At 62.2% G+C, this 25928-nt stretch carries 22 protein-coding genes; 8 read left to right on the top strand and 14 right to left on the bottom strand.

Annotated features, from left to right (window positions below):
* Positions 1–8: 8 nt before the first annotated feature.
* The 7 genes from J3P84_RS21745 to J3P84_RS21715 form a co-directional block, all read right to left on the bottom strand.
* Positions 9–1340, bottom strand: coding sequence for a DUF58 domain-containing protein (locus J3P84_RS21745; RefSeq protein WP_434625783.1), 1332 nt, complete (start codon positions 1338–1340; stop codon positions 9–11).
* Positions 1341–1365: 25 nt separating this feature from the next.
* A complete protein-coding gene (locus tag J3P84_RS21740) occupies positions 1366–2373 on the bottom strand; it encodes an AAA family ATPase (RefSeq protein WP_305496452.1) in 1008 nt (335 codons plus the stop codon).
* Positions 2374–2494: 121 nt separating this feature from the next.
* Positions 2495–3682, bottom strand: coding sequence for a Fic family protein (locus J3P84_RS21735; protein WP_434625781.1), 1188 nt, complete (start codon positions 3680–3682; stop codon positions 2495–2497).
* Between the two features lie 155 nt (positions 3683–3837).
* The gene (locus J3P84_RS21730) at positions 3838–5001 is read right to left on the bottom strand and encodes a DUF4350 domain-containing protein (protein ID WP_434625779.1); all 1164 of its coding nucleotides are present in this window, start codon (positions 4999–5001) and stop codon (positions 3838–3840) included.
* A complete protein-coding gene (locus J3P84_RS21725) occupies positions 4998–6554 on the bottom strand; it encodes a DUF4129 domain-containing protein (protein ID WP_434625777.1) in 1557 nt (518 codons plus the stop codon). Before J3P84_RS21725 ends, J3P84_RS21730 begins: the two co-directional genes overlap by 4 nt.
* On the bottom strand, positions 6541–7515 hold the full coding sequence (locus J3P84_RS21720) for a stage II sporulation protein M (RefSeq protein ID WP_434625775.1): 975 nt from the start codon (positions 7513–7515) through the stop codon (positions 6541–6543). Before J3P84_RS21720 ends, J3P84_RS21725 begins: the two co-directional genes overlap by 14 nt.
* The gene (locus tag J3P84_RS21715; protein ID WP_434569646.1) at positions 7512–8237 is read right to left on the bottom strand and encodes an RDD family protein; all 726 of its coding nucleotides are present in this window, start codon (positions 8235–8237) and stop codon (positions 7512–7514) included. The genes J3P84_RS21720 and J3P84_RS21715 overlap by 4 nt, the downstream gene beginning before the upstream one ends.
* A 232-nt stretch (positions 8238–8469) precedes the next feature.
* On the opposite strand from J3P84_RS21715, the gene sbcB reads away from it, so the two are divergent.
* Positions 8470–9897 (top strand): exodeoxyribonuclease I, encoded by a 1428-nt coding sequence (sbcB, locus tag J3P84_RS21710; RefSeq protein WP_434625773.1) that lies wholly within the window; start codon positions 8470–8472, stop codon positions 9895–9897.
* A gap of 110 nt (positions 9898–10007) precedes the next feature.
* Here the strand turns inward: sbcB and mvaT are convergent, their stop codons facing one another.
* Positions 10008–10385, bottom strand: coding sequence for a histone-like nucleoid-structuring protein MvaT (gene mvaT / locus J3P84_RS21705; RefSeq protein ID WP_305496444.1), 378 nt, complete (start codon positions 10383–10385; stop codon positions 10008–10010).
* A 297-nt stretch (positions 10386–10682) separates the two neighbouring features.
* Between mvaT and purU the strand changes: the two genes are divergently transcribed.
* The gene (purU, locus tag J3P84_RS21700; RefSeq protein WP_434625771.1) at positions 10683–11531 is read left to right on the top strand and encodes a formyltetrahydrofolate deformylase; all 849 of its coding nucleotides are present in this window, start codon (positions 10683–10685) and stop codon (positions 11529–11531) included.
* A gap of 70 nt (positions 11532–11601) precedes the next feature.
* Positions 11602–11781, top strand: a complete 180-nt coding sequence (locus tag J3P84_RS21695) for a hypothetical protein (RefSeq protein ID WP_434625769.1) — start codon at positions 11602–11604, stop codon at positions 11779–11781.
* Between the two features lie 4 nt (positions 11782–11785).
* Here the strand turns inward: J3P84_RS21695 and J3P84_RS21690 are convergent, their stop codons facing one another.
* From J3P84_RS21690 to J3P84_RS21680, 3 genes are read right to left on the bottom strand one after another with little or no spacing between them, the layout of a single operon-like run.
* Positions 11786–12781, bottom strand: a complete 996-nt coding sequence (locus tag J3P84_RS21690; RefSeq protein WP_434625767.1) for a lysylphosphatidylglycerol synthase transmembrane domain-containing protein — start codon at positions 12779–12781, stop codon at positions 11786–11788.
* A complete protein-coding gene (locus J3P84_RS21685) occupies positions 12778–13569 on the bottom strand; it encodes a DUF2334 domain-containing protein (protein WP_434625765.1) in 792 nt (263 codons plus the stop codon). Before J3P84_RS21685 ends, J3P84_RS21690 begins: the two co-directional genes overlap by 4 nt.
* Positions 13562–14683, bottom strand: coding sequence for a glycosyltransferase family 4 protein (locus J3P84_RS21680; RefSeq protein WP_434625763.1), 1122 nt, complete (start codon positions 14681–14683; stop codon positions 13562–13564). Before J3P84_RS21680 ends, J3P84_RS21685 begins: the two co-directional genes overlap by 8 nt.
* A gap of 283 nt (positions 14684–14966) precedes the next feature.
* Here J3P84_RS21680 and J3P84_RS21675 point away from each other — a divergent pair, with 283 nt between their 5' ends.
* Positions 14967–16454 carry a helicase HerA-like domain-containing protein gene (locus tag J3P84_RS21675; RefSeq protein ID WP_434625761.1) on the top strand — a complete coding sequence of 496 codons (1488 nt, stop codon included), beginning with the start codon at positions 14967–14969 and terminating at the stop codon, positions 16452–16454.
* 138 nt (positions 16455–16592) lie between these two features.
* On the opposite strand, the gene J3P84_RS21670 is transcribed toward J3P84_RS21675, so the two are convergent.
* Positions 16593–17048, bottom strand: coding sequence for a DUF721 domain-containing protein (locus J3P84_RS21670; protein WP_053124648.1), 456 nt, complete (start codon positions 17046–17048; stop codon positions 16593–16595).
* 307 nt (positions 17049–17355) lie between these two features.
* On the opposite strand from J3P84_RS21670, the gene secA reads away from it, so the two are divergent.
* The 4 genes from secA (at position 17356) to J3P84_RS21650 (ending at position 23141) form a co-directional block, all read left to right on the top strand.
* Complete coding sequence (secA, locus tag J3P84_RS21665) at positions 17356–20097, top strand: preprotein translocase subunit SecA (RefSeq protein ID WP_434625759.1); 2742 nt, start codon at positions 17356–17358, stop codon at positions 20095–20097.
* 119 nt (positions 20098–20216) lie between these two features.
* Positions 20217–21434 (top strand): bifunctional glutamate N-acetyltransferase/amino-acid acetyltransferase ArgJ, encoded by a 1218-nt coding sequence (gene argJ, locus J3P84_RS21660; RefSeq protein ID WP_434625757.1) that lies wholly within the window; start codon positions 20217–20219, stop codon positions 21432–21434.
* Between the two features lie 133 nt (positions 21435–21567).
* Positions 21568–22200 carry a glutathione S-transferase family protein gene (locus tag J3P84_RS21655; protein ID WP_434625755.1) on the top strand — a complete coding sequence of 211 codons (633 nt, stop codon included), beginning with the start codon at positions 21568–21570 and terminating at the stop codon, positions 22198–22200.
* The gene (locus J3P84_RS21650) at positions 22197–23141 is read left to right on the top strand and encodes a Nudix family hydrolase (RefSeq protein ID WP_434625753.1); all 945 of its coding nucleotides are present in this window, start codon (positions 22197–22199) and stop codon (positions 23139–23141) included. Before J3P84_RS21655 ends, J3P84_RS21650 begins: the two co-directional genes overlap by 4 nt.
* Positions 23142–23264: 123 nt before the next feature.
* Here the strand turns inward: J3P84_RS21650 and J3P84_RS21645 are convergent, their stop codons facing one another.
* Together J3P84_RS21645 and J3P84_RS21640 are read right to left on the bottom strand one after the other, a co-directional pair.
* Positions 23265–23846, bottom strand: coding sequence for a cob(I)yrinic acid a,c-diamide adenosyltransferase (locus tag J3P84_RS21645; RefSeq protein ID WP_434625751.1), 582 nt, complete (start codon positions 23844–23846; stop codon positions 23265–23267).
* 2 nt (positions 23847–23848) lie between these two features.
* Positions 23849–25885, bottom strand: coding sequence for a sensor histidine kinase (locus J3P84_RS21640; protein ID WP_434625749.1), 2037 nt, complete (start codon positions 25883–25885; stop codon positions 23849–23851).
* Positions 25886–25928 lie beyond the last annotated feature (43 nt).

The raw sequence follows: 25928 nt of genomic DNA, 5'->3' as shown, positions 1-25928 counted from the left end.
CGCAGGGCCTAAGCGGTTCCGGCCTTTTTCCATGCCAGGTATTGGCTCACCAGATCCGCCCCTAGCTCGCCGGGGCGCGAATCCAGGGTCGGGATGCCATGGGCCGCCAATTGCAGATGGAGTCCGGCGCGGGTGTTCATGTAGTCCACCGTCCCGCAATAGGCCAAGGCTTCGGGCTGGGTTTGTACCGGCGCCTGGCGCAACCGGTCGAGTGCCTCTTCGCGCAGGCTGGCCACCAGCACCCGATGCTGCTGGCCCAGGCGCTTGACGGCAGCCAGCAGTTCCTCGTCGTCCTCATCCCGCAGGTTGGTCACCAACACCACCAGGGCCCGGCGTTTTTGCCGGGCCAGCAGTTGATTGACCGCGACCTGGTAATCGGCGGGATGCTGGCTGCTGTCCAGGTCATAGACCGCGTTGAGCAAGACGTTGAGCTGGCCGCTGCCTTTGACCGGCGCGAGGTAGCGCGGTCGCTCACTGGCGAAGGTGTACAGGCCGACGGCGTCGCCCTGGCGCAACGCGGTATAGCTGAGCAAGAGGCAGGCATTGAGAGCGTGATCGAAGTGCGCCAGCTCGTCGTCCTGGCTGCGCATGCGCCGGCCGCAGTCGAGCATGAAGATAATCTGTTGGTCGCGTTCGTCTTCGTACTCACGGGCGATCGGCGTACGGTGGCGGGCGGTGGCCTTCCAGTCGATCTGGCGCAGGCTGTCGCCCTCGCGAAACTCGCGCAACTGATGGAATTCCTGGCCCTGGCCACGGCGCTGCCGCTGGCGTATGCCGAGCTGGCTCAGCCAGTTGTCGACGGCCAATAGCTGGCCATCATAAAGCCTGGCGAAATCCGGGTAGACGCGAGTGTTGTCGAGCGCCTCCAGCAGGCGTTTGCCGGACCACAATCCCAGCGGGCTGGGCAGGCTGATCTCGCAGTAGCTGAAAATGAAATGACCGCGCTTGAGCGGGCGCAAGCGGTAGCCGAGCTGGCTGCGTTGGCCGGGTTGAAGTTCGACCGACAAGGGCAGGTCGTCGAAGTCGAGGCCATCGGGTACGTGATCGAACACCTGGATCGGCATTGGCTGGGCAAAATCATGGCTGATCTGCAGGCGCACTTCGCCCCATCGGCCCAGTGCCAGGCTGCCCGGCATGTGTCGTTGTACGCGGGGCGAGGGCAGGCGCCGCAGCCGCACGGCATCGAGCAGCGCCAAGGCCAGCAAGGCCAGCAGCATCCCCCAGTTGATCGACAGGAGTGTCGACGGCACCGCGATGCCCAGCGCTCGCAACGTGCCCAGCACGATGCCGACGGCCAGCAGGATCGCGAGCCAGATGAGCAACAGACGCGAGGGTTTCATGGGCGCATCCTTGCCGCGCGATTTTTCACAGCCGCGGCGCCGAGACTTGATCGAGCAACTGCCCCAGCACCTGATCCACCGAGAGCCCCTCGATGTCCAGCTCCGGCGCCAGCCTTACGCGATGGCGCAGCACGGCCAGGGCGCAGCCCTTGATGTCGTCCGGGACCACGAATTCGCCACCGCGCAGCAGCGCCCGGGCCCTTGCGCAGCGTACCAACGCGATCGAGGCGCGCGGCCCGGCGCCCAGCGTCAGCCCCGGCCAGCTGCGAGTGGCGCGGGCCAGGCGGACGGCGTAGTCGAGGACCTGATCGTCCATCGGCAGGTCACTGGCGATGCGCTGCAAGGCCTGCACATCCTTGGCTTGCAGCACCGTGCGCAACGGTTGCACGTCAAGCATGTCGGCCCGGGTCGAGCGGCTGACCTGGCGGACCATGTCCAGTTCCTGGTCGGCATCGGGATAGTCCATGCGGACCTTGAGCATGAAGCGGTCGAGCTCGGCTTCCGGCAGCGGGTAAGTGCCTTCCTGTTCGATGGGGTTCTGGGTCGCCAGCACCATGAATGGTTGGGCGATCGGCAGGGCGCGGCCTTCCAGGGTGACCTGGCGTTCCTGCATGGCCTCGAGCAGCGCCGCCTGGGTTTTTGCCGGCGCGCGGTTGATCTCGTCGGCCAGCAGAAGGTTGGTGAAAACCGGACCCTTGCGCAACTTGAACTGCTCGGTCTGCAAATCGTACACCGCATGGCCGGTGACGTCACTGGGCATCAGGTCGGGCGTGAACTGGATGCGCGCGAACTCGCCACTGAAACAGCGCGCGAGCGCGCGCACCAGCAGCGTCTTGCCCAACCCTGGAACGCCTTCGAGCAGCACATGCCCGCCAGCGATCAACGCCGTGAGCACATCGTCGACCACCGCAGCCTGGCCGACCACCGCCTTGTGCAGTTCGGTACGGATCGCCTGGGCCAACTGGCTGGCGCGCTGGCGCTGTTGGGCGGCATGGGCCTGGCCGTCGACAGGTTCGTTCTGTTCAGTCGTCAATTCTGGCGTTCTCTTAACTGTTGAGTTTATTAGCGCTGGATAACTTGCGCAGGTGAAAACAGTCACGCTTGCATACCACGGCAACCCCCCTCCCACCTGACAGCCGAGTCGTCGGCATGACTCAGCCCATCTGGATATGCAGGTTCGGAAAGATCAGTCCGGCGAAGCGTGCGGGCAAGCCCGCTGCCACCGTTCGAGACCTGGGCGTACTACTGACCACTATTCCCGCTTCGATCAAGTGGCTCAGTTCTTCCGTTGCGAGTCGATCCTTCAATCCTGTAAATACCTTGAATTCCGCACGCGGCATCGCGCCTTGGGTGAGAAGCGCCAACACAGCACCGGCACTGGCGGGTCTGATCCCCGCACGGCGAAGGCCAGCATCCGTCGAAAACACATGAAAGATCTGCTCGCGTAGCCTGGCTGGGTTGAGTGAGGTTGTCATGTATTCAATCTGGTCGCGACAGACATCGAGCATGAACTCGATGAAGTTGAAGTAATGGCGCTGTGAGAGTTGACCTCGTCCGTCACAGTCGCCTTCTCGAGTTCGATCAGCCAAAGCCAGGAAACGATAGTATTCATCCTGCCTTCGGGCCAAGCCACGCGACAGTGACCAGAGAAACGGTTTTAGCCCGAGGTGGACAAGCTGCAGGTGGGTGAGCATCCGGATCACTCGACCGTTGCCATCAAGGAAGGGGTGGACAAGCGCCACACGGTGATGACTCGCCAGGGCGGCGATCAATTGGCGTCGGGGGTCGTTTATACGTCCGTAGTGCAGTTGCAGATGCTCAAGCATGGGCAATACCGCAGTAGCAGCTGGGGCGACATGTGCGCCGACCTGGACCTGTTCATTCGCTTCGGCCCGCAGCTTTCCTGGTTCCATCATCCGACCGTCGCTCAGGATCAGCTCCTGCGTTGAAGCGTCTTTGAACAGTCGACGGTGAATGGTCGCGATCAACTGGGGGTCGAACAAGGCAGAGAAACTGTCCGTCGAGCGCATGCGAAGCAGTCGCTCCATCACCTCCTGCTGTGTCATGTGTTGCACGGCAAGCTCTTTGAGCTCCTTTCGCTGGCGTTTCGGCGTGGTGCGAGCGACCTGGAGATCAGCGATCTCGGTTCGATGCCCCTCGATCAGATTCGAATAGTAGGTATTGGTGATGCGCAACAGGCTCGCCAGTTGCTTCGATGTCTCATCGGCGAGCCGCCCGGCAAGAAACTCTGCTTTGCGCGGCAACTGATCCGCGGCCTGAATGATCGAGGCGGGAAGATTTTCCGGCAGTACTGGATCCAGGTACGTTTTCGAGGTAATCATCGTTTTGCTTCCAGCGAACGGAAACGGCTGTTTGTTATGGCAACTTTGCGGAAATTCCTGCGGAAAGTAAAATGGCGATAATGCCCGCAGTTGCTATGGTTAGTGACAGGGTACGATAGGTTATATAGAGTTTTTTTGCGGATTTTTTTCGGAATCTATAAGGCATTCCTGAGAGTTTGCAAAAGGGCAACCTGGCGGCAGAACTCAGTGCTGGACATGCGCTGCGCCGGCCGGGGGCTGAGGGCCTGGCTGATGGTTCGCGTGGGTTGGCGGGTCAGGCGTGCAAGCACTTGCCATTGTTCGGCGACGACCAGCCGTTCGTAACCTGGATGAAGCTGGCGCGCCCGGCGCAACACGTCATGCTGCAAACCTTGCAACAGGTGTTGCCGGCCGTGGTGGCGCAGCTGGAACGCGGCGCTGGCCTGCAGGTGTTCCAGTAACTGCCGTCGCGCCTTGGGGGCGGGTTGTTGCAACGGGCCATGCCGCACCGCCGAGCGCCAGAACCACAGCCCGATCAGGACCAGCAGCGCCACCAGGGCCTGGGGGAAATAGCGCAGTAGCAGGGTCAGCAGGTTGTCGTGCTCGATGTCGAACAGCAGCGTCACATTCGTGTCGGCACTCAGGTACCAGAGCAGCCAGGCGTTGTCGTATTGGTCGATCTGGTCGTTCTTCCAAAGCTCGGCGTCAGTGAGCACAGTGATGGTGCCCAGGCCGTGGTTCAGTTGCATCATGTGAGTTGCCTGTGCGCTGTTGGCCCAGGCCTGGGCGAGGTTCTGCGGGTCTTCGAGATGGAAGTCGGTGTCGAAGCCGACATAGGCCGGCGCTTCTTCATCTTCCAGATAAAGCTTGGTCAGTTCCGGGTAGCGATCCTTGATGAGTTCGGCGTCGGATTCCTCGAGGTCCTTGCTGAGGAGTTGGCGCAGACCCACGCGGTCCAGCAACAAGTCGCCGCTGCTGCTGGTGCTGTCATCCCACAAGGCCTCGGCGACGAACAGCAGCCGTCCGCCGGCCCGGGTCCAGTTCATCAACTGGTCGGCCTCTCGTGGCGTCATGTCGCTCCGCTCGCCCAGCAACAGCAGGCTACGCTGGTGGGGTTCGAGGCCGGGCAGGACGTCCAGGCTGTTGGCGTGATCGACTTCTACCCCATGCCGACGCAGGAAATGTTCCGCCGCCAGGTAGGGATTGGCCTGGGCTTCGGGGGATGGGCCGTGATCAATGGTTTCCTGGTAGGGCACGGCTTTCGTGGACAAGTAGACGCCTACTGCACAGACCAACGCCGCAACCAGCGCCGCGACCAGCCATCCGGCGCGGCGGCTCATCGGGAAACTCCCGGACCGAACAGGCCGCGCCAGCCATCGCACAGCTCTCGTTGCAGATGCGGCGCTGGTGGACGGTGCCCGTAGGCGATGTTTTGCCAGTGCTGGGTCAGGTTTTTGCTGAAGACCAGCAGGTCCGGCTGCTGGAGTCGTTCGACGCGCTGCAACACCTGGCCTTCCGTGTCCGCGGGTTTCAGGGGGATGGCGAATTCATGGTGCAATCGGCTGAGCAAGGCTCGATAGAGCAAACCCAACGCCTCGCGAGGCGCGGTGGACCATAACTGCTCGGCGCGGCTCGCCACATCTTCCGGCAGGCTCTCTTCGCGAATATCCAGGCCGAACATCTGCACCGGCGCAGCGGGTTTCGAATGCATGCGCTGTGCTGGCCTACGGTTCGCCAGGGTCTTGAGACTATGGCGGTAATGCCAGGCCAGCCAGGCGATGGCCGTCAACAGAGCCGCCCAGAGCAGCACCTGGATCAGCGCGGCAATACCCTCGAAGCGTTTTTTCGACAGCCATTCGAACAGCGATTTGAGCCAGCCCGGCGCTCCATCGGTTTCAGCTGGTTCGGCTGATTCGGCTGGTTTTTCGGCTTCTTCGCCGAAACGATAGCGGGTGATCGTTTCCGGATTCTTGAATGGCGGCGCTTCGAGAATCGCTTCAATGCTTTCCCGAGAGGCCTCGCTGGTCAGCGGCTGGTGGAGCAAGCGCGGGCTGTCGGGACCGTTGTCGTCCTGCGCGGCCCAGGCAGGTGGCGCCAACGGCAGCAGCGTCATTGCCAGCAGCAACAGCGCCGGGGCCGTGCCGGCCAGGCGCTGGCGCAGGCGCCGGAATACCAGTTCGATGTCCCAGGCCTCGAGAATCGTGCGGCGGTTCAGGTAGAGGCTGAAGCCACAGGCGACGTAAACCGGTTCCCAGAAGATCAGCAACAGTGGATACAGGAAGTTGACCAGGTGTTCGAGCCACAGCCAGTCGTGCTCAGCCACGGCGATCAGGGTCTGCCAGTCCCATTCCAGCTCGACCTGTTGCGGTATGAACAGATAGAACAGCGCCATCAGGCCGAACCACAGCGCGGTTTCCAGGTGCACGCCGATGATGGTCAGCCACTGCGCCGCGCCGCCGTTGCGCTGCAGCAGGACGCGCAAACGTTGCTCGCGCGCCTCGCCGGTCAGGCCTTCGAGTTGCACCACCGGCATCAGGAAGCTGCGGTTCAGGCTCAGCCGTCGCCAGGTCAGGCTGGCCAGCAATTGCGGCTTGAGCAGCGCGAGCCATTGGCGCAACGCCTGCTTCAGCGTAGGCGGCTCGCCAAACAGGGCCTTGGACAAAATGAACAGGGGCAGGCGGTCGAAGGCCGGTTTCAGCCACCAGAACACAATGACTACCAGCGACGGCGAGTCCCACAGCAACAGGGTCAGCAGCGCATACACCGGTAGCGTGACGATGGCCCAACTGGTCATCAGCAGCCGTCGGTGCTGCTGGCTCATCAGCACGCCGAGGTCCATGGCTTCCCAGGTGGTGCGGGGGCGGATGACAACGCTGGCGTCACTCAGGCGCATGGTGGCCTCGTCCGGCAAACAGCAGATACCCGAGCACCAGCAGCCACAACAAGGCGCCGACGATGTATTTGGTGGTGGGTGTCACCGCGCTGGAGGACCAGTAGGCCTCGACGAACGCGGCGATGAGCAGCAACAGCACCACGCCGCCGATGATCAGCACGCTTTTGCCGGCGGCGAGCCGTAACGCTTCGCCTCGGGTGAGACGCCCCGGCGCGATCAGTGCCCAACCGAGCAACAGGCCCGCCGCGCCGGCCAGGACGATGGCAGTGAGTTCGAAGGCGCCGTGACCGATCACGAATGACCAGAACGTCGATCCCGAACCGATCTGGGTCAGGTGCCCGGCCACCGCGCCAATGGTCAGGCCGTTGAAGAACAGGAAGAATGCGCTGCCCAGGCCAAACAGCAAGCCGCTGGCGAACGTCTGAAAGGCAATACCGATGTTGTGCATGATGTAATAGCCGAACATGACCCAGTCTTCGCTGGCGGCCCGCTCGATCGAGCGCCCCAGGTGGCCGGCGGCAGGGTCGTACATGCCGCGTATCTGGCTGGCTTCTTCGACGCTCAACACGCTGTAGACCAGTTCGGGGAACAGGTAGACCAGCAGCCCGATGCCGACCAGGCTACCAAGGAACATCAAGGCCGCCGCCAGCACGAAACGCCATTGCTCACGAACCAGTCGGGGGAAACCGGCCAGAATGAAGGTTGACAGGCTGGCCGAGAACCGGCCGCGGTCCCGGTAGAGTTGCTGGTGACCACGCAGGGCCAATTGCTGCAACGCGTCTATTAAGAGGCTGCTGTAGCCCCTGGCCTGGGCCAGCGTCAGGTGGTGGCAGAGGCGTCGATAGGCATTGGGGAAATCGCTGCTCTGCGCGACGTTGCGGCTGCGCTCCAATTGGTCGAGCTGTTGGGACAGACGGTCCCATTCCTCTTGATGACGTTTTTCGAAAAGGCTTTGTTTCATGTCGGCCCCAGCAGGCCGCGGGCGATGCCATTGAGTTCGGCCACGGCGCCGGAAGGGTGAACCTTCAGCGGCGCGGCGAGGATCGTCGCCAGTTCGGTGACCCTGGCACCGGACAGTTCTGCCTGGCGCTCGGCGAAGCCCAGCACGGCACGCTGCTCGTTGAGGTCGAGGACAAAAGGTGGCCGTATCGGTCGGGCCGATGGCAGGATGGGGCGTTTGATCGCTTGTTCGCGATAAACCACCAGGGTCCCGGCCGCCAGGTCGCCCAGGCGCTTGAACGCTGGATGCTGCAGGCAGGTAATCGCCCCGAACGCATAGCCGAAGGGCAGCATGTCGACGAAGCGCAGCAGGTTGCGGATCAGCGAGGCCGACCAGTCGACAGGCCGGCCGTCATCCTGCACGACGCGTAAACCCATGATCTGCTTGCCGGGGGAACGCCCTTGGTTCAGCACCTCGAACAGCACCATGTACCACCAGCTGATGACAAACAGCAGGATCGAGCCCAGGCCGACGCCCAGTTCGCCAAAAAACGCCAGGATCAGGAACAGCAGGCCCAAGGCCAGCCCCCGTATGCCGAGGTCGATGGCAAAGGCCAGGGCGCGAGGCATCAACCCCGCCGGGCGCAGCGGCAGGTCGATGCCCTCGGGCGTCTCGACCTGGTAACGCGTGTCCAGTGGCGCGGGCAGCGGCGCGTTCCTTTGCAATGCTGGTGTCTCGAGCATGGGCAACCTGTGAGGGGGCGGTTCGAACGTTCGATCTCGGCCCAGATGCTAGCAGTCTTCGTGCAGGCGCACGATACAACTCTGTGGGTCATTTCACGCTTCATGTAAACAACAGGGATCTTGCGGGAGGGCGCAGGCTTGCGCCTCCCAGGTATTCAAAAGTTACAGCAGCGCTGGCCGCCGGCCGGTTGCAGCGCCTAGACTTCGCCAGTCCTCAGCACAGGAACCACCCGTGACCTCCATTTTCTGGTACGACTACGAAACCACCGGCATCAATCCGCGTTGCGACCGCCCCTTGCAGGTGGCCGGGATACGTACCGATTTCGAACTCAATGAAATCGATGAACCGGTGAACCTGTACTGCCGGCCCAGCGATGACATCCTGCCCCATCCGGCCGCATGCGCGATCACCGGGATCACACCGGCATGCCTGGCGGAAAAAGGCTTGAGCGAGGCCGATTTCATGACCCGCGTCCATGCGCAACTGGCCGCGCCCGGGACCTGTGGCGCCGGCTACAACACGCTGCGCTTCGATGACGAGATGACCCGCTACAGCCTTTATCGGAATTTCTTCGACCCGTACGCACGGGAATGGCAGGGGGGCAACAGTCGCTGGGACCTGATTGACCTGGTGCGGGCCGCCTATGCGTTGCGCCCCGATGGGATTGTCTGGCCGCAGGAGGAGGGGCGCGTCACCCTCAAGCTCGAACGCCTGACCGCCGCCAACGGCATCGACCATGGCCAGGCCCATGATGCGCTGTCGGATGTACGTGCAACGATTGCCCTGGCCCGGTTGATCCGTCAGAAACAACCCCGGCTTTACGACTGGCTGTTCCAGTTGCGCACTAAACAGAAAGTGATGGACCAGGTCCGCCTGCTACAGCCCATGGTGCACATCTCCGGGCGCTTCTCGGCGGCGCGAAACTACATCGGCGTGGTCCTGCCGCTGGCCTGGCATCCGAAGAACCGCAACGCCCTGATCGTCTGCGATCTGCATCTGGATCCTCAAGGGCTGCTGGACCATGACGCCGAAATCCTGCGCCAACGCTTGTATACCCGCCGTGAAGAGTTGTTGGAAGGAGAATTGCCCGTACCCCTCAAGCTTATTCATATCAACAAGTGCCCGGTGGTCGCGCCGCTGTCAGTCCTGCGCGACGAGGACCAGCAACGCCTGCAACTGGACATGGAGGGTTATCGCCAGCGGGCGCTGCGGCTAAGTGACGCACAGCAAGTCTGGCACGATAAACTCCAGGCGATTTATGGTCGCGAGGATTTCACTGCGAGCGAGGACCCCGAACAACAGTTGTACGCTGGATTCATGGGTGATCGTGATCGGCGTTTGTGCGAACAAGTGCGCCAGGCAGATCCCGACCAGTTGGCGGGGGAACGTTGGCATTTCGATGATGAGCGCCTGCCGGAATTATTATTCCGATACCGGGCCCGTAACTTCCCCGACACCTTGAGCACCGAAGAGCAGGCACGCTGGAAACTATTTTGCCAGCAGCGACTGAAATCACCGGAGTGGGGGGCGCCTAATACCCTGGAAAGTTTTGATGAGGCGATGACGCAGTGGCTGGCGCTTTCCAGCCCAATGCAGCAAGAGGTGCTGACTCAATGGCAGGGCTATAGCCAGCAATTGCGCAAACGTTTAAGCCTTTGAGTCGCCGCGCTGCCATGTAAGGAAATAAATCGGAAGTGGACAGGCAACAAAAAACGCCAGCAATCGCTGGCGTTTTTTTCTGCGTCGAGAACGCTTCGAACCGCCGGAGCTTAGCCCAGCAGGGTCGCCCAGCCTTCAACCACGTCGCCGCCCCACTTGGCTTTCCACTCTTTCAGAGTCTTGTGGTTGCCACCTTTGGTTTCGATGACTTCACCGTTGTGCGGGTTCTTGTATTGCTTAACTTTGCGAGCGCGCTTGGTGCCGGTAGTTTTCACAGCGCCACGCGGGGCTTTGCTCGACTTGGACTCTGGATCCAACAGGGCAATGATATCGCGCAGGGACTTGGAGTATTCACCCATCAGCGTGCGCAGTTTGCCTTCGAATTCCAGTTCTTTTTGCAGTTTGTCGTCTTTGGACAGGTCGGCCAGACGTTGTTGCAGTTCTTCAATGGCTTGTTTTGTAGCGTTGTATTCGGTGATCAGGGACATGGGGACTACCTTATGTAGGACGCTGGTGACAAGGAGACAGTGGGGTAATAGTAATCAGACAGTTTCATCAAGTAAACATTTAAGCAGTGTTTATTTAATTAATAGTGCGCTAGCACAGAGTGAGCGCCGTGAAATAAATAATGTGATGCAGTCTTCACATCTGTTCACGATAAAGCTTGCCACGTGGGCATTGGCAGTCCCGGTCAGCCACTGCTGGGCGCGATGTGTGATCGATACTGCAGTTTTGCCGCGCAATGGCTAGAATGGCCGCCTTTGCGAAGTTCTGGAGTTCCCCTAATGCGCACTTTTCGGCTGGTGATCGCTTGCCCGGACCGCGTCGGTATCGTTGCTAAAGTCAGTAACTTTCTGGCGTCCCATAACGGCTGGATCACTGAAGCAAGCCACCATTCGGACAATCAGAGTGGTTGGTTTTTCATGCGTCACGAGATACGCGCCGACTCGCTGCCCTTCGGCATCGAAGCCTTCCGCGCGGCATTCGCCCCGATTGCCGAAGAGTTTTCGATGGACTGGCGTATCACCGATACCGCGCAGAAAAAGCGCGTAGTGCTGATGGCCAGTCGTGAGTCCCACTGCCTGGCTGATCTGTTGCACCGCTGGCACAGCGATGAGCTCGATTGCGACATCGCCTGTGTCATTTCCAACCATGACGACTTACGCAGCATGGTGGAATGGCACGGCATCCCGTACTACCACGTACCGGTCAACCCGCAGGACAAGCACCCGGCGTTCGCCGAGGTCTCGCGGCTGGTCAAGCAGCACGACGCCGAGGTGGTGGTACTGGCCCGCTACATGCAGATCCTGCCGCCGTCGCTGTGCAGCGAATACGCGCACAAAGTCATCAACATCCATCACAGTTTCCTGCCGTCGTTCGTCGGTGCCAAGCCTTACCACCAGGCCTCGATGCGCGGTGTGAAGCTGATCGGCGCCACGTGCCACTACGTGACCGAAGAGCTGGACGCCGGCCCGATCATCGAGCAGGACGTGGTCCGTGTCAGCCACAGCGACAGCATTGAAGACATGGTGCGCTTCGGCCGCGACGTGGAAAAAATGGTCCTGGCGCGCGGCTTGCGCTATCACTTGGAAGACCGCGTACTGGTGCACGGGAACAAGACCGTGGTCTTCTGATCTGTAGTCTTCTGACTCTATGTGGCAAGGGAGCTCTCTCCCTTGCCACGAACCTCGAGGCGTGAATCCTATGACCGATCCCTTGGACAAAGCCACCGCCAGAGCGCCGGCAACCGTGGGCGAGGGTTGCCTGAGTCGCTACGATCCCGAAGCGCTGGGCCCGGAAGACGGCACCGAATTTCCCGACGCCGCCCAGCTGTGGGAAGAGCTGCACGAGCAGCCCCAGGACGATCCCGAGTCCAAGGACTGACCTCTCAGGCTTGCCGCAGCTTCATCAGCTTCTTGATCAAAGGTCGCCCGACCATCATGAAGAACACCGGTCCTCCTGCCAGCAGATAGAAGTAATACGTCACCGCCCGCCAGATCAGGATCGCTGCCGCCGCGGTGGATTTGCCCACCATCGGTGCCAGCAACGCCGCCGAGGTCAACTCCGCCGCTCCGGCGCCGCCCGGCAACAGGCTGAACTGCCCAGCGCTGAGGGATAGCATCTGGATCAGGAAACTCCAGGCCCATTGCAGATCCGCCCCGAGTCCTTTTAATGCCAGGTACAGCACGCTGTAGCGCAGGACCCAGTGCAGGCAGGTCAAGACGAACACCTGGAACAGCGTCTGGCGTGGCAATTTCAGAGTGTCGGTAAATGCCGCGAGGAAATTCAGGATCTTGCGTCCCCAGCGTCGACGGGTCACCGGCTTCACTCGCAAATGCCGCAACAGCCGTGCACCCAGGAGAATCAGCCTGCGATGGTAGCGGGCCACCAGCGCGCAGCAAAAGAGCCCGCCGAACAATGAAACCGCGCTCAGCCCCAGCATCCATTCCATGCGCTGGCTGAGATTCTGGAAAAGTGCATAAAACAGGATGCCCAACAAGGCGCAGAGAAAAAACAGCAGGTCGCTCAACTGATCCATGGCGAACACCGCGCTGCCATGGGCGGGGCGCACGCCGTTGCGCGCGAGCAGCGCCATCAGCGTCAGCGGCCCGCCACTGCCGCCGGGTGTCGCGCACATCGCGAACTCGGTGGACATCACCACGCCAATGCTTTTCAACCCGCCTATGCGCCCACGGTGTTCACCCAGCAGCAAGCGCAGGCGCACCGAGTTGAGGCCCCAGCAGAGTACGATCATGCCAAGCATGACCAGCAGCAAGGACAGCGGAAAGCGCTGCAGCCGCGACCACATTTCCCCGCCGCCCACGAGCATCGGGACCAATACCGCAATCAACAGGGCGGCGCCTAACCAGACCAGCCGTTTCATGCGGCACTGCTGACTGGCTGGCGCAGTGACGCCAGCCAGTCGATCTTGGTCATCGGCACGCGCCCGTCCTCAAGCAGGCGCTCCAGGGTTCGCAGCCAGTAGTTGCGGGAAAATCCGTGGCGCATGTCTACCGGGTGCAGGCCCAGGCGAATGACCGGTGCCTGGCGCCAGCGCTGTTCACGCCGGTCGCTGATGACTTTTGACAGGCCTCGACGCCAGGCGCTGCGGGCGCTCCAAACCAGCCCCGGGGCATCGATCGGGGTGAACTCCGGCAAGCGGTAGAGGTGCTGGGTGTCGCTGGTATAACTCAACGGCAACTGGCGCAAGGCCTGGCGCGTGCCCTCGCTCATCAGCCAGGCCGGCGCGACGAAGCCTTCCAGCGGCCACTGGTAGCGCTGAAAGATTTCGATGCCGGCGCGAAGGCGGGCGAGGGCCGCTTCCTCGGACAGACCGTAGAACTCCCCTTCATGGGTATAAACCCGGCGCATGAACCAGTCCTTGGGATGGAGCGCCGGCGGACCGTCATCACAGTGGTAATAACCATGCAGCACCAGTTCATCGCCGCGTTCGACCCGGCTGTCGAGCATGCGCCGGAAGCCGGGATGTCCGTCGAGCGCGTTGGCGTGGTGGAAGTCCGGCACCACCAGCCAGGTCATCGGCACCTGGCCGAGGGCGTCGACGGCTTCGACGAAGGGCTGGTAGTCGGGCCAGGTTTGCGGTGCGACATCGTGCAGCACCAGCAGCAGGCTGGATTGAGCGGTCATCGACATGGGCCTCGGCTCAACCATTGGCCAGCAGGGGCATTTCTGCGCCGAGCACGCTGTAATAGTGGCCCAACAGACTGTTGACCACCGAATCCCAGGCGTAATGACGTTCTACATGCCGGCGAGCTTTTACGCCGCGCTGCTGGCAGCCTTCGGCGAACAGTTGCCGAACGGCATTGGCCATCGCCTGTGGATTGTCGGGCGCGCACAGCAGGCCACAGTCCTCGTGGACGATTTCATTGAAGGCGCCTGCCGCGACCGCTACCACCGGGATGCCGCTGGCCATCGCTTCGAGGATTACCAGGCCGAAGGTTTCCTGGTCGCCTGCGTGCAGCAGGGCGTCGGCGCTGGCCATCAGCCGGGCGACTTGCGCAGCCGGGCAGAATTCGTCGATCACCGTGACGTTGTCCGGCACCACGGCTGGCATCGAAGAGCCCACCAGCAGCAGGTGATAGCGTTCGCCCAGGCGTTGCATGCATTTGAGCAGCACCGGCAGGTTTTTTTCCTTGGAGCCGCGACCGGCGAAAATCAGCAGGCGCGCGTCTTCGGCGATGCCGAGTTCGGCCCGCAGTTCCGGGTCGCGAGCGGCGGGATTGAAGGTCTGCAGGTCTACCCCCAACGGCTGCACGTAGACATTTTTGACCCCAAGCCCGGTGAGTTTGTCGGCCATGACCTGGCTCGGCGCGAGCACCCGGTCGAAGTTGCCGTACAGTTTGCTGACATAGGCTTCGATATTGGGCGTGAACCAGTTGCCCATGCGGTTGCTTACCAACAACGGCAGGTCGGAGTGATAAAAGCCGATCACGGGCACGTCCAGCTGTCGCCGGGCATCCAGTGCCGCCCAGGCGGTCAGGTAAGGGTCGCCGACCTCGATCAGGTCGGGCTGCAAGTCGCGCAGGACGTTACGCCAAGGGGCCAGGCGCAGCGGGAAGCGGTAGCCCTTGCCAAAGGGCAGCGGAGGGGCCGGGACCTTGTAGATCCCATCCTGCTCGCTCAAATGCGCGCCGGGGATCAGAAGGCTGTGGCGAATACCCGGCCGATTGCCCAGGCGCCGGTGCTTGGCATCCAGATAAGTGCGTACACCTCCGCTGGCGGGGGCGTAGAACATGGTTATGTCCGCTATATGCACGATGAACATCCCTCCGGTCTGTGTTCTCCCCTTGTTGACCTTGGGTAAGAATAGATGTTCGGTTGGGGTTGGGTGCAGTAAAGGAATGCGTTGTCGGGGACTCTTCGCGAGCAGGCTCGCTCCCACAGGGTTCTGTGTTCAACATAGGCCCAAATTGTGGGAGCGAGCCTGCTCGCGAAGGGGCCAGTGCTGGTTGCAGGCTATTATTCTGCCGCTCGGGCCTTATTGCACTGGGCATGCTTTTATATAAGCGCGCAAAATGGCGTCATACCGCAAACCCACAGGTGACCAAATGCCTGATTCATCGCAACTCGTTATCGGGGCCGACCTGGCCGGCCAACCTGTCGCCCAGGCCATGCGCCTGGCCAATCGTCATGGGCTGGTGGCGGGCGCCACCGGCACCGGCAAGACCGTCACCTTGCAGCGCCTGGCCGAGATGTTCAGCGATGCCGGCGTGGCGGTGTTCGCGGCGGACATCAAGGGTGACCTGTGCGGCCTCGGCGCCGCCGGCAATCCCCAAGGCAAGATCGCCGAGCGCATCGCCGGCATGCCCTGGCTCGGCCATGAGCCCCAGGCCTATCCGGTGACCTTGTGGGATATCCACGGCCAGTCCGGTCATCCGCTGCGCACGACGTTGAGTGAAATGGGCCCGTTGTTGCTCGGCAGCCTGCTGGAACTGACGGACAGCCAGCAAGCGGCGTTGTATGCGGCGTTCAAGGTCGCCGACCGCGAGGGCCTGTTGCTGCTCGACCTCAAGGACCTGAAGGCGCTGCTCAATCACCTCAAGGACAACCCTGAATTGCTCGGGGACGACGCGGCCCTGATGACCACCGGTTCCAGCCAGGCCTTGATGCGCCGACTGTCCACCCTGGAACAGCAGGGCGCGGACGCCTTGTTCGGCGAACCGGCGTTGCAGCTTGAAGACATCCTGCAACCGGCCAGTGACGGCCGTGGGCGCATTCATCTGCTGGACGCCAGTCGCCTGGTCCATGAAGCGCCGAAAGTCTACGCGACATTCCTGCTGTGGCTGCTGGCCGAGCTGTTCGAGCAACTGCCCGAGCGCGGCGATGCGGACAAACCCTTGCTGGCGTTGTTTTTCGATGAGGCACATTTGTTGTTCGCCGGCACGCCCAAGGCATTGCAAGAGCGCCTGGAACAAGTGGTGCGGCTGATCCGCTCCAAGGGCGTCGGGGTGTATTTTGTCACCCAGTCGCCGGGCGATCTGCCGGACGACGTGCTCGCGCAGCTGGGGTTGCGCATCCAGCATGGTCTGCGGGCGTTCACCGCCAAGGAACAGAAATCCCTGCGGGCGGTGGCTGACGGTTTTCGACCAAATCCGCAATTCGATGCCCTGGCGGTGCTGACCGAGCTGGGCATCGGTGAAGCGTTGGTCGGCACCTTGCAGGAAAAAGGCACGCCGGAAATGGTCCAGCGTGTGCTGGTGGCGCCGCCGCAGTCGCGCATCGGGCCGTTGACCGCGGCCGAGCGTGCCGGGCTGATCGCCAGCTCACCGTTGCAGGGCCGTTATGACAAACCCATCGACCGCGAGTCGGCCTATGAAGTGCTGATGGGGCGCAAGGGGCTGGAGCCGCAGGCCGAAGCCGCGCCAGGCAAACCGGCGACCGAGGAACCGAGCTTCACCGAAAAGGCCGGGGAATTCCTCGGCACCGCGGCCGGCCAGGCGCTGAAATCGGCGATGCGCCAGGCGGCCAATCAGTTGGGCCGGCAGTTGGTGCGTGGGTTGATGGGGTCGTTGCTGGGGGGCAGCAAGCGGCGGTAGGCAGAAACCGAATCGCTCCCTTCGCGAGCAGGCTCGCTCCCACAGGAGATCTCCTGCGCGCGCAAATCTTGTGCCTCATGCAGATCCATTGTGGGAGCGGGCTTGCCCGCGAAGGCTATTCAACAGCCGAAAAAAATCTCAATCCTTGGGCCGCGCATGGGCCGCCAATCGCTCCAGGGCTGCCCGCAGGTTGGGGTCGCTGATGCCATCGGCCGTGGCCTGGATGGTGGCAGCAGCGTCGGTGGACAGATCCAGCGTATGACCCTTGGCGCCGACTTGCACCGTGGGCGGCTGGACCTTGAACAGGATTCGCGTCAGGTTGGCGAACTCCTCGAATGCCTGCAATTGGCGCAGCAGGCGCTTTTGCTGGTAGCGCAGGCGCGTGGCCCAGTGACCGTCGGTGACGATCAGCAACAAACTGCCTTCCCGCCAGGACGCTACGTGACAATGCTCGCGCGCAGCGGGCTGTAGCTGGCTGTCGAGCAGGCGCTGCAGGTGCCCCAGGCGTCTGGCGTGGCCGAAGATGGCTTTCAGCGGCTTGGCTTCGCGCAGCAGAACGGCGGGCGCCTTGGCTGGAAGAGGGCGAAAGGCCATGGTTGATTACCGCAAGTGACAAAGGCGCCATGGTAGCAGAAAGCGCCAGATACGCCCGAGCCCTGCCGCCCGGTGGCTTTTACTCGCATAATCAATGAGTAACTTCTGCGTTTTGTGGGTTGAAGTTCGCGCAAAAGCCCTTATTTTAGGGAGGCCCCGTCACAGCGCTGTGCCAGCATCGTGGAATAACGCCACTTTCCTCTCCATCGTTTCCGGGTAGAATGCTCGTTCGCATGCGGCCATGAGGGCTGCACGGGCGACTCATGGGGCCGCCCTCCATCCCTTTAGTGTGGAAGATCCTGCCGATATGTTTGCGCCTTTGTTAAAGAAACTTTTTGGAAGCAAGAACGAGCGTGAAGTCAAACGCATGCTCAAGACGGTACAGATCGTCAATGCCTTCGAAGAGCAAATGGTGGCCCTTTCGGACGATCAGTTACGCGCCAAGACCGCCGAATTCAAGGACCGCATCGCCAAGGGCGAGACCCTTGACCAGATCCTGCCCGAAGCTTTCGCGGTCTGCCGTGAAGCCGGCAAGCGGGTCATGGGCATGCGCCACTTCGACGTCCAGTTGATCGGCGGCATGACCTTGCACGAAGGCAAGATCGCCGAAATGCGCACCGGTGAGGGCAAGACCCTGGTGGCGACCCTGGCGGTATATCTCAACGCACTGTCTGGCAACGGCGTGCACGTGGTGACGGTCAACGACTACCTGGCCCGCCGCGACGCCAACTGGATGCGCCCGCTCTATGAATTCCTCGGCCTGACGGTCGGCGTGGTCACGCCGTTCCAGCCGCCGGAAGAGAAGCGCGCGGCCTACGCCTCGGACATCACCTACGGCACCAACAACGAATTCGGTTTCGACTACCTGCGCGACAACATGGCGTTCAGCATGGAAGAAAAATTCCAGCGCGAACTCAACTTTGCCGTGATCGACGAAGTCGACTCCATCCTCATCGACGAAGCCCGTACGCCGCTGATCATTTCCGGCCAGGCCGAAGACAGCTCCAAGCTGTACATCGAGATCAACAAGCTGATCCCGCAGCTCCAGCTGCACGTCGAAGAAGTCGAAGGCGAAGTGACCCAGCCCGGCCACTACACCGTCGACGAGAAGACCCGCCAGGTCGAGCTCAACGAATCCGGCCACCAGTTCATCGAAGAGATGCTGACCCGCGTCGGCCTGCTGGCTGAAGGCGAAAGCCTCTACTCGGCCCATAACCTGGGCCTGCTGACCCACGTCTACGCCGGCCTGCGTGCCCACAAGCTGTTCCATCGCAACGTCGAATACATCGTCCAGGACGGCCAGGTCGTACTGGTTGACGAACACACCGGCCGCACCATGCCGGGCCGTCGCCTGTCCGAAGGCCTGCACCAGGCCATCGAAGCGAAGGAAGGCCTGAACATCCAGGCCGAGAGCCAGACCCTGGCCTCGACCACGTTCCAGAACTACTTCCGCCTGTACAACAAACTGTCCGGCATGACCGGTACCGCCGACACCGAAGCGTTCGAATTCCACCAGATCTACGGCCTGCAAGTGGTGGTGATTCCGCCGAACAAGCCGCTGGCGCGCAAGGACTACAACGATCTGGTGTTCCTGACCGCCGAAGAGAAATACGCGGCGATCATCAACGACATCAAGGAAGGCATGGCCCAGGGCCGTCCGATCCTGGTGGGTACCGCGACCATCGAGACCTCCGAGCACATGTCCGCCTTGCTCGCCAAGGAAGGTATCGAGCACAAGGTCCTCAATGCCAAGTTCCACGAGAAGGAAGCCGAGATTATCGCCCAGGCCGGTCGCCCGGGTGCGTTGACCATCGCCACCAACATGGCCGGCCGTGGTACCGACATCCTGCTGGGCGGCAACTGGGAAGTCGAAGTGGCTTCGCTGGAAAACCCGACCCCCGAGCAGATCGCGCAGATCAAGGCCGACTGGCAGAAGCGTCACCAGCAGGTGCTCGAATCCGGTGGCTTGCAGGTGATCGCGTCCGAGCGTCACGAATCGCGCCGTATCGACAACCAGCTGCGTGGCCGTGCCGGTCGCCAGGGCGACGCCGGCTCCAGCCGCTTCTACCTGTCCCTGGAAGACAGCCTGATGCGCATCTTCGCCTCTGATCGGGTGAAGAATTTCATGAAGGCCCTGGGCATGCAGCCGGGCGAGGCGATCGAGCACCGCATGGTGACCAACGCCATCGAGAAGGCGCAGCGCAAGGTCGAGGGCCGCAACTTCGACATCCGCAAGCAGTTGCTTGAATTCGACGACGTCAACAACGAGCAGCGCAAAGTGATCTATCACATGCGCAACAGCCTGTTGGCCGCAGACGACATTGGCGAAACCATCGCCGATTTCCGCCGCGAAGTGCTCGACGCCACTGTCAGCGCACACATTCCGCCGCAGTCGCTTCCGGAGCAGTGGGACGTTGCTGGTCTGGAAGCCTCCCTGCGCAGTGATTTCGGCGTGTCGTTGCCGATCCAGCAGTGGCTCGACGAGGACGATCACCTCTACGAAGAAACGCTGCGCGAGAAACTTCTGACCGAACTGATCGCCGCGTACAACGAGAAAGAAGACCAGGCCGGCGCCGAAGCGCTGCGCTCGTTCGAGAAGCAAATCGTGCTGCGGGTGCTGGACGACCTGTGGAAAGACCATCTGTCGACCATGGATCACCTGCGCCACGGTATCCACTTGCGTGGCTACGCGCAGAAGAATCCGAAGCAGGAATACAAGCGCGAGTCCTACACGCTGTTCTCCGAGCTGCTGGATTCGATCAAGCGCGACTCGATCCGGGTCCTGTCCCACGTTCAGGTTCGCCGCGAAGATCCGGTCGAAGAAGAAGCCCGCCTGCGCCAGGAGGCCGAAGCCCTGGCCGCGCGCATGCAGTTCGAGCACGCCGAAGCTCCGGGCCTGGAAGTGGTCCAGGCGATGGAAGAGGGCGTCGATGTGGACGTGGCACTGGCCACCGCACCGGTACGCAACGAGCAGAAACTGGGCCGAAACGAGCTGTGCTATTGCGGCTCGGGCAAGAAATACAAGCATTGCCACGGGCAGATCCAATAAACCCGTTTCAACGCTGAGCGACCCGCGCCGCGACAAGAGTCTCTTGTCGCGGCGTTTTGCCATTTGATTCGCCGTCTTGATGAAGGCGGTGCTGAAATAATTTTATAAGGAGCGCATTCATGGCTGTTGGTCTTGGTCCGTTGCCAACGTTGCACCCGGTTGCCGGTTTTGAACTTGGTATCGCCTCGGCGGGCATCAAGCGTCCCGGGCGCAAGGATGTGGTGGTCATGCGTTGCGCCGAGGGCTCGACGGTAGCCGGCGTGTTCACGCTCAATGCGTTTTGTGCCGCGCCGGTGATCCTGGCCAAGCAACGCGTGCAAGGGCCGGTGCGTTACCTGCTGACCAACACCGGTAACGCCAACGCCGGCACCGGCGCGCCAGGCCTGGCCGCCGCCGAGCGCACCTGCGCCAGGCTGGCTGAACTGACCGGTGTCGACGCCAGCCAGGTGCTGCCGTACTCCACGGGTGTGATCGGCGAACCGCTGCCGGTCGAAAAAATCGAAGGCGCGCTGCAAGCCGCCCTTGATGACCTCTCGGAAAACAACTGGGCCGCGGCCGCCACCGGCATCATGACCACCGACACCCTGCCCAAGGGCGCGAGCCGCCAGTTCCAGCACGACGGTGTAACCGTGACCGTGACCGGCATCAGCAAAGGCGCCGGCATGATCCGCCCGAACATGGCGACCATGCTCGGTTACATCGCCACCGACGCCAAGGTCTCCCGCCAGGTGTTGCAGGACCTGATGCTCGACGGCGCCAACAAGTCCTTCAACCGCATCACCATCGACGGCGACACTTCGACCAACGACTGCTGCATGCTGATCGCCACCGGCAAGGCCAACCTGCCGGAGATCACCGAAGCCAGCGGTCCGCTGTTCGCGGCGCTGAAACAGGCGGTGTTCGAGGTGTGCATGGAAGTGGCCCAGGCCATCGTCCGTGACGGCGAAGGCGCGACCAAGTTCGTCACCGTACAGGTCAACGGTGGTGGTAATCACCAGGAATGCCTGGACGTCGGTTATACCGTGGCGCATTCGCCGCTGATCAAGACCGCACTGTTTGCTTCCGACCCGAATTGGGGTCGTATTCTCGCCGCTGTCGGCCGCGCCGGGGTGCCTGAGCTGGACGTGAGCAAGATCGACGTCTTCCTCGGTGATGTCTGCATCGCCAGCCAGGGCGCCCGGGCGACGACCTACACCGAGGCGCAGGGCGCGGCGGTGATGCAGCAGGAGGAAATCACCATCCGCATCGAGCTGGGGCGTGGCGATTGCAGCGAAACGATCTGGACCACCGATCTGTCCCACGAGTACGTCAAGATCAACGCTGAGTATCGGACTTAAAACCGAGTCGTTCCATTCGCGAGCAGGCTCGCTCCCACAGGGATTCTGTGACGCCGCAGATTCAGTGTGGGAGCGAGCCTGCTCGCGAAGGCGGCAGTACAAACACCCCCAGAACCACAAGAAAGGAATCCAAATGAGCCTGCACCTGATCATCGGCGATAAACGAGCTTCATCCTGGTCCCTGCGGGGCGCGCTGGCCCTGTCGTTGACCGGCGCGAAGTACACCGAAGAACTGGTCAGGCTCGGCCAGCCCGACACCCGCGAAAAACTGCTGAAGTATTCGGCCACGGCCAAGGTCCCGCTGCTCAAGACCGAGTTCGGCGTGATCGCCGACTCCCTGGCCATTGCCGAGTACTTGGCCGAGCAGTTTCCCGAGGCCGGTCTCTGGCCCAAGGATGTAGCGGCACGGGCCCAGGCTCGTTCGGCCTGTGCACAGATGCACAGTGGTTTTTTTGCCATCCGCACCCACATGCCGTTCGACCTGGGCCGCGATGCGCCGTTGTCACCGATTCCGGCGGATGTGCAGGCGGAAATCCAGCGGATGCTGGCGTTGTGGGCAGAGTGCCGCGCGGCGGCTACCGAAGCCGGTCCCTACCTGTTTGGTACCCTGAGCCTGGCTGACGTATTTTTTGCGCCGATTGCCGTGCGCTTGCGCACCTACCAGGTGAAACTGCCGGAAGTCGACGCGGCCTACGTTGAAACCCTTTATCAATGGCCGGCCTTCAAAGCATGGCAGCAAGCTGGCCTGGAGGAAATCGCCCGGTGAAACGCGTACATGTAGCGGCGGCAGTCATTCGCGACGCCGCCGGCAGAATCCTGATTGCCCGCCGGGCCGATTCCCAGCACCAGGGCGGCCTGTGGGAGTTTCCGGGGGGCAAGGTCGAGGCTGATGAGTCGGTCGAAACGGCCCTGGCCCGGGAGCTTCTCGAAGAGTTGGGCATTGTCGTCAGCGCTGCCCGGCCACTGATCAAGGTGCGCCACGATTATCCGGACAAGCAGGTGTTGCTGGATGTCTGGGAAGTCTCGGCGTTCAGCGGCGAGCCCCATGGCGCCGAAGGCCAGCCGCTTGCCTGGGTGACGGCCCGTGAATTGACCAACTACGAGTTTCCAGCGGCCAATCAGCCGATCGTCGCGGCGGCCCGTTTGCCGGGCGAGTACCTGATCACCCCTGAAGGCCTTGAAACGCCCGCCTTGCTGCGTGGCATTCAAAAGGCTGTTGCTGGCGGGATCAAGCTGCTGCAACTGCGCGCGCCCAACGGTTACGACCCGCAATACCGTGACCTGGCGGTGGACGCGGTGGGGCTGTGTGCCGGCAAGGCGCAATTGATGCTCAAGGGCCCGTTCGAATGGCTGGGTGACTTTCCGTCTGCCGGCTGGCATATCACCGCCGCGCAACTGCGCAAGCATGCGGCGGCGGGGCGACCGTTCGGCACCGACCGCTGGCTGGCGGCCTCGTGCCACAACGCCGAGGAACTCTCCCTGGCTCAGCAGATGGGCGTGGATTTCGTGACGTTGTCCCCCGTGCAACCGACCCAGACCCATCCCGATGCGCAGCCATTGGGGTGGGAAGAGGCTGCGCGACTGATCGAGGGGTTCGACAGGCCGGTGTATCTGTTGGGCGGGGTAGGCCCCGATCAGCGGCAGAAAGCCTGGGAAGCCGGGGCGCAAGGGGTGGCAGGGATTCGGGCGTTCTGGCCTGACGCTTGATTCTGTGGGTGTGTCTGGTGGCCGCTTCGCGAGCAGGCTCGCTCCCACACTGGATTTCGGCGTTCACAAAACCTCTGTGGGAGCGAGCCTGCTCGCGAAGAGGCCCTGACAGGCGCCTATGCTTCAACTCCCAGGCTTTGCCGCCGCCTCCCAAAGCACTTCCGCCACACCCTGGCGCCGGGCGATGACCCGCGCCGCCACGAACAGCAGGTCCGACAACCGATTGATATACGCCAGCCCCGGCCCGGCCAGTGGTTCCACTGCGTTCAACTGTTGGCAACGGCGCTCGGCGCTACGGGCCAGACTGCGGCACACATGGGCCTGGGCGATCAGGGTCGAGCCGCCGGGCAGGATGAAATTCTCCAGCGGCCCCAACTCTTCATTCCATACATCGATGGCCGCTTCCAGGCGCGCCACTTCTGCATCGTTCAGGGCCTGATAGGCCGGCATCGCCAGCTCGCCGCCCAGGTCGAACAGCCGATGCTGACAAGGCGTCAGTATCTCGGTTACTTCCTTTAACGCCGGGCACCGTTCCGTTTCGGCGGCAAGCCCGGCCAGCAACAAGCCCAGTTGGCTGTTCAGCGTATCCACTTCGCCGATGGCCTCGATCCGCGGATGATCCTTCGCCACCCGGCGACCATCCCCCAGTCCGGTTTCACCTTTGTCCCCGGTACGGGTGTAAATCTTCGACAGACGAAAACCCATGTTCAGCGCTCCACTTGCTTGTGTTCTTGCGCCACCATCGAAGTGCCCGCCAGTGGCAGGCGCAGGGTGAAGCAAGTGCCTTGGCCCGGCGCTGATTGCACTTCCATCTGGCCCTTGTGGTTGTTGGTGATGATGAAATACGACACCGACAATCCGAGCCCGGTGCCCTGGCCGATCTCCTTGGTGGTGAAGAACGGCTCGAAGGTACGCTTGCGCACGTTCTCGCTCATGCCGATGCCGTTGTCCTCGACCTGGATTTCCGCCCACGGCGGATTCAGCCGTGTACGCAGGATGATACGGCCGGGCTCGCTGTCGTCCTGGCGTTGATGGATGGCCTGGGCGGCGTTTTTCAGCAGGTTGAGCAATACCTGCTCCAGTTCGTTGGCGGTGCCGGGCACCGGGCCGAGGTTCGGGTCAAACTGGCGGATGATCGCCTGGCCCTTGAAGTCGAAACCGATCGCCAGGTCGAAGTCGTTACCGGCAATTTCCACGGCCTGGTCGATGAGTGCCGGCAGGTCGCAAGGCGCCATCTGCCTTGTGCTGCGGCGGCTGAAGCTGAGCATGTGGGTGACGATTTTCGCTGCCCGGGCGCCGGCCTGCTGGATGCCATCGAGCAATTGCGGGATCTCCCGGCTTTCCAGGTAGCGGTTGACCACCGGTAAATCGATCCCCAACTGCTCGGCCTGCTCAAGGTTCTTCGGCAATTCCGCAGACAGGCGTCGGCGAATATTCTGCACGTTGTGCAGGATCGCCCCCAGCGGATTATTGATCTCATGGGCCATGCCCGCCGCGAGGCCGCCTACCGAGAGCATTTTTTCCGATTGCACCATCATTTCCTCCAGCGACAGGCGCTGGGTGATGTCATCGATGCGGATCACCACGCCGCGCCCGGCACCGCCCATCAAAGGATAGAAAGTCAGGGCGTAATGCCGGGCTTCATCGTCCTTGGTCCAGGTGACGCGCTCGATCTTGGCCACTGTGTGCTGTTCCACCGTCTGCTTGAGCTGCGGCAGGTACGGCTTGAGCGGCTCGAAGGCGAGGAAAATCGGCTGGTTCAGCGCCTCATCCAGCCGGGTGCCGGAAAGGGCGCTGGCCTCCTGGTTCCATTGCGTGACATAGAGCTGTTCGTCGAGGGCAATCAGCGCCGACGGCATGGAGTCGATGATGCTGTTGAGGTAGTTCTGGAAGCCGGTGAGTTTTTTCTCGATCTTGCTGCGGACCTGGACTTCCAGCTCCAGCTTGCGGTTGGTGTGACGGGTTTCTTCCGCCAGGCCCTGGGCCTGGTCGTAGGCGGCCTGGGAATCGTCCCGCGCGCGCTTGAGCTGCTGTTCCCGGGCTTCGATCCGCGAGAGCATGGTGTTGAACGCCTCGGCCAGGCTGCCGATTTCGTCGTGGTTGCCCCGGGCGGCGCGCAGGGAATAGTTTTCTTCGCGGGTGACCTGGCGCGACAACTCTTCGAGCTGATGGATCGGCTGGGTGATCAGCCGCTTGATCTGCTGGGCAATGACCAGCCACAACAGCACGCTGAAAATCAGGATGCCCAGGCTGGCCGTCAGGGTGCCGGTGTAGAACGCGGTGGGCAGTTCGCTGCTAGCCACCAGCAGGAGATGGCCGGGCGCCGTGCCGGGGCGGGGCAGGGTAATGACCTGGTTGCTGCGAAACTCCCCGGCCTGCCACGCCTGCACATGACGGAAATGGTCCGGCAACTTGAGTTTCTCGCCCTGTTGCAACTGGGCCAGGCGTACGCCGTCACCGTCATACAGTGCCGCTGCCCGCAGCGGCGCATAGCTGTTGAGTTCATCGAGCAGACGCTTGGCGCTTTGCGGCGATTGCAACGCGTCGGAGATCAGGCTCGGGTTGGCTACCAGTCGGCCGATGGTCTGCAAGGCCTGAGGCGCCATGCTTTCCTGGGAAATGTAATAGGCCGCGCTGATGAAGGTCAGGTTGGCCACCAGCAGAACCGTGGTCAACAATACCAACAGGGCCGCCAGCAGTTTCTGGCCGACCGGGAGATTTTCAAGGCGCTGGCGCAATGGCATCTGACTCGTCGCTGAAAGGGAACACGAGGGCCAGCGTAGCCGC

The sequence above is a fragment of the Pseudomonas sp. Z1-29 genome, assembly GCF_051131995.1.
Taxonomy (GTDB): Bacteria; Pseudomonadota; Gammaproteobacteria; order Pseudomonadales; family Pseudomonadaceae; genus Aquipseudomonas.
The sequence above is the reverse complement of the archived record's forward strand: the minus strand, read 5'-3'. Positions and strand labels throughout refer to the sequence as shown.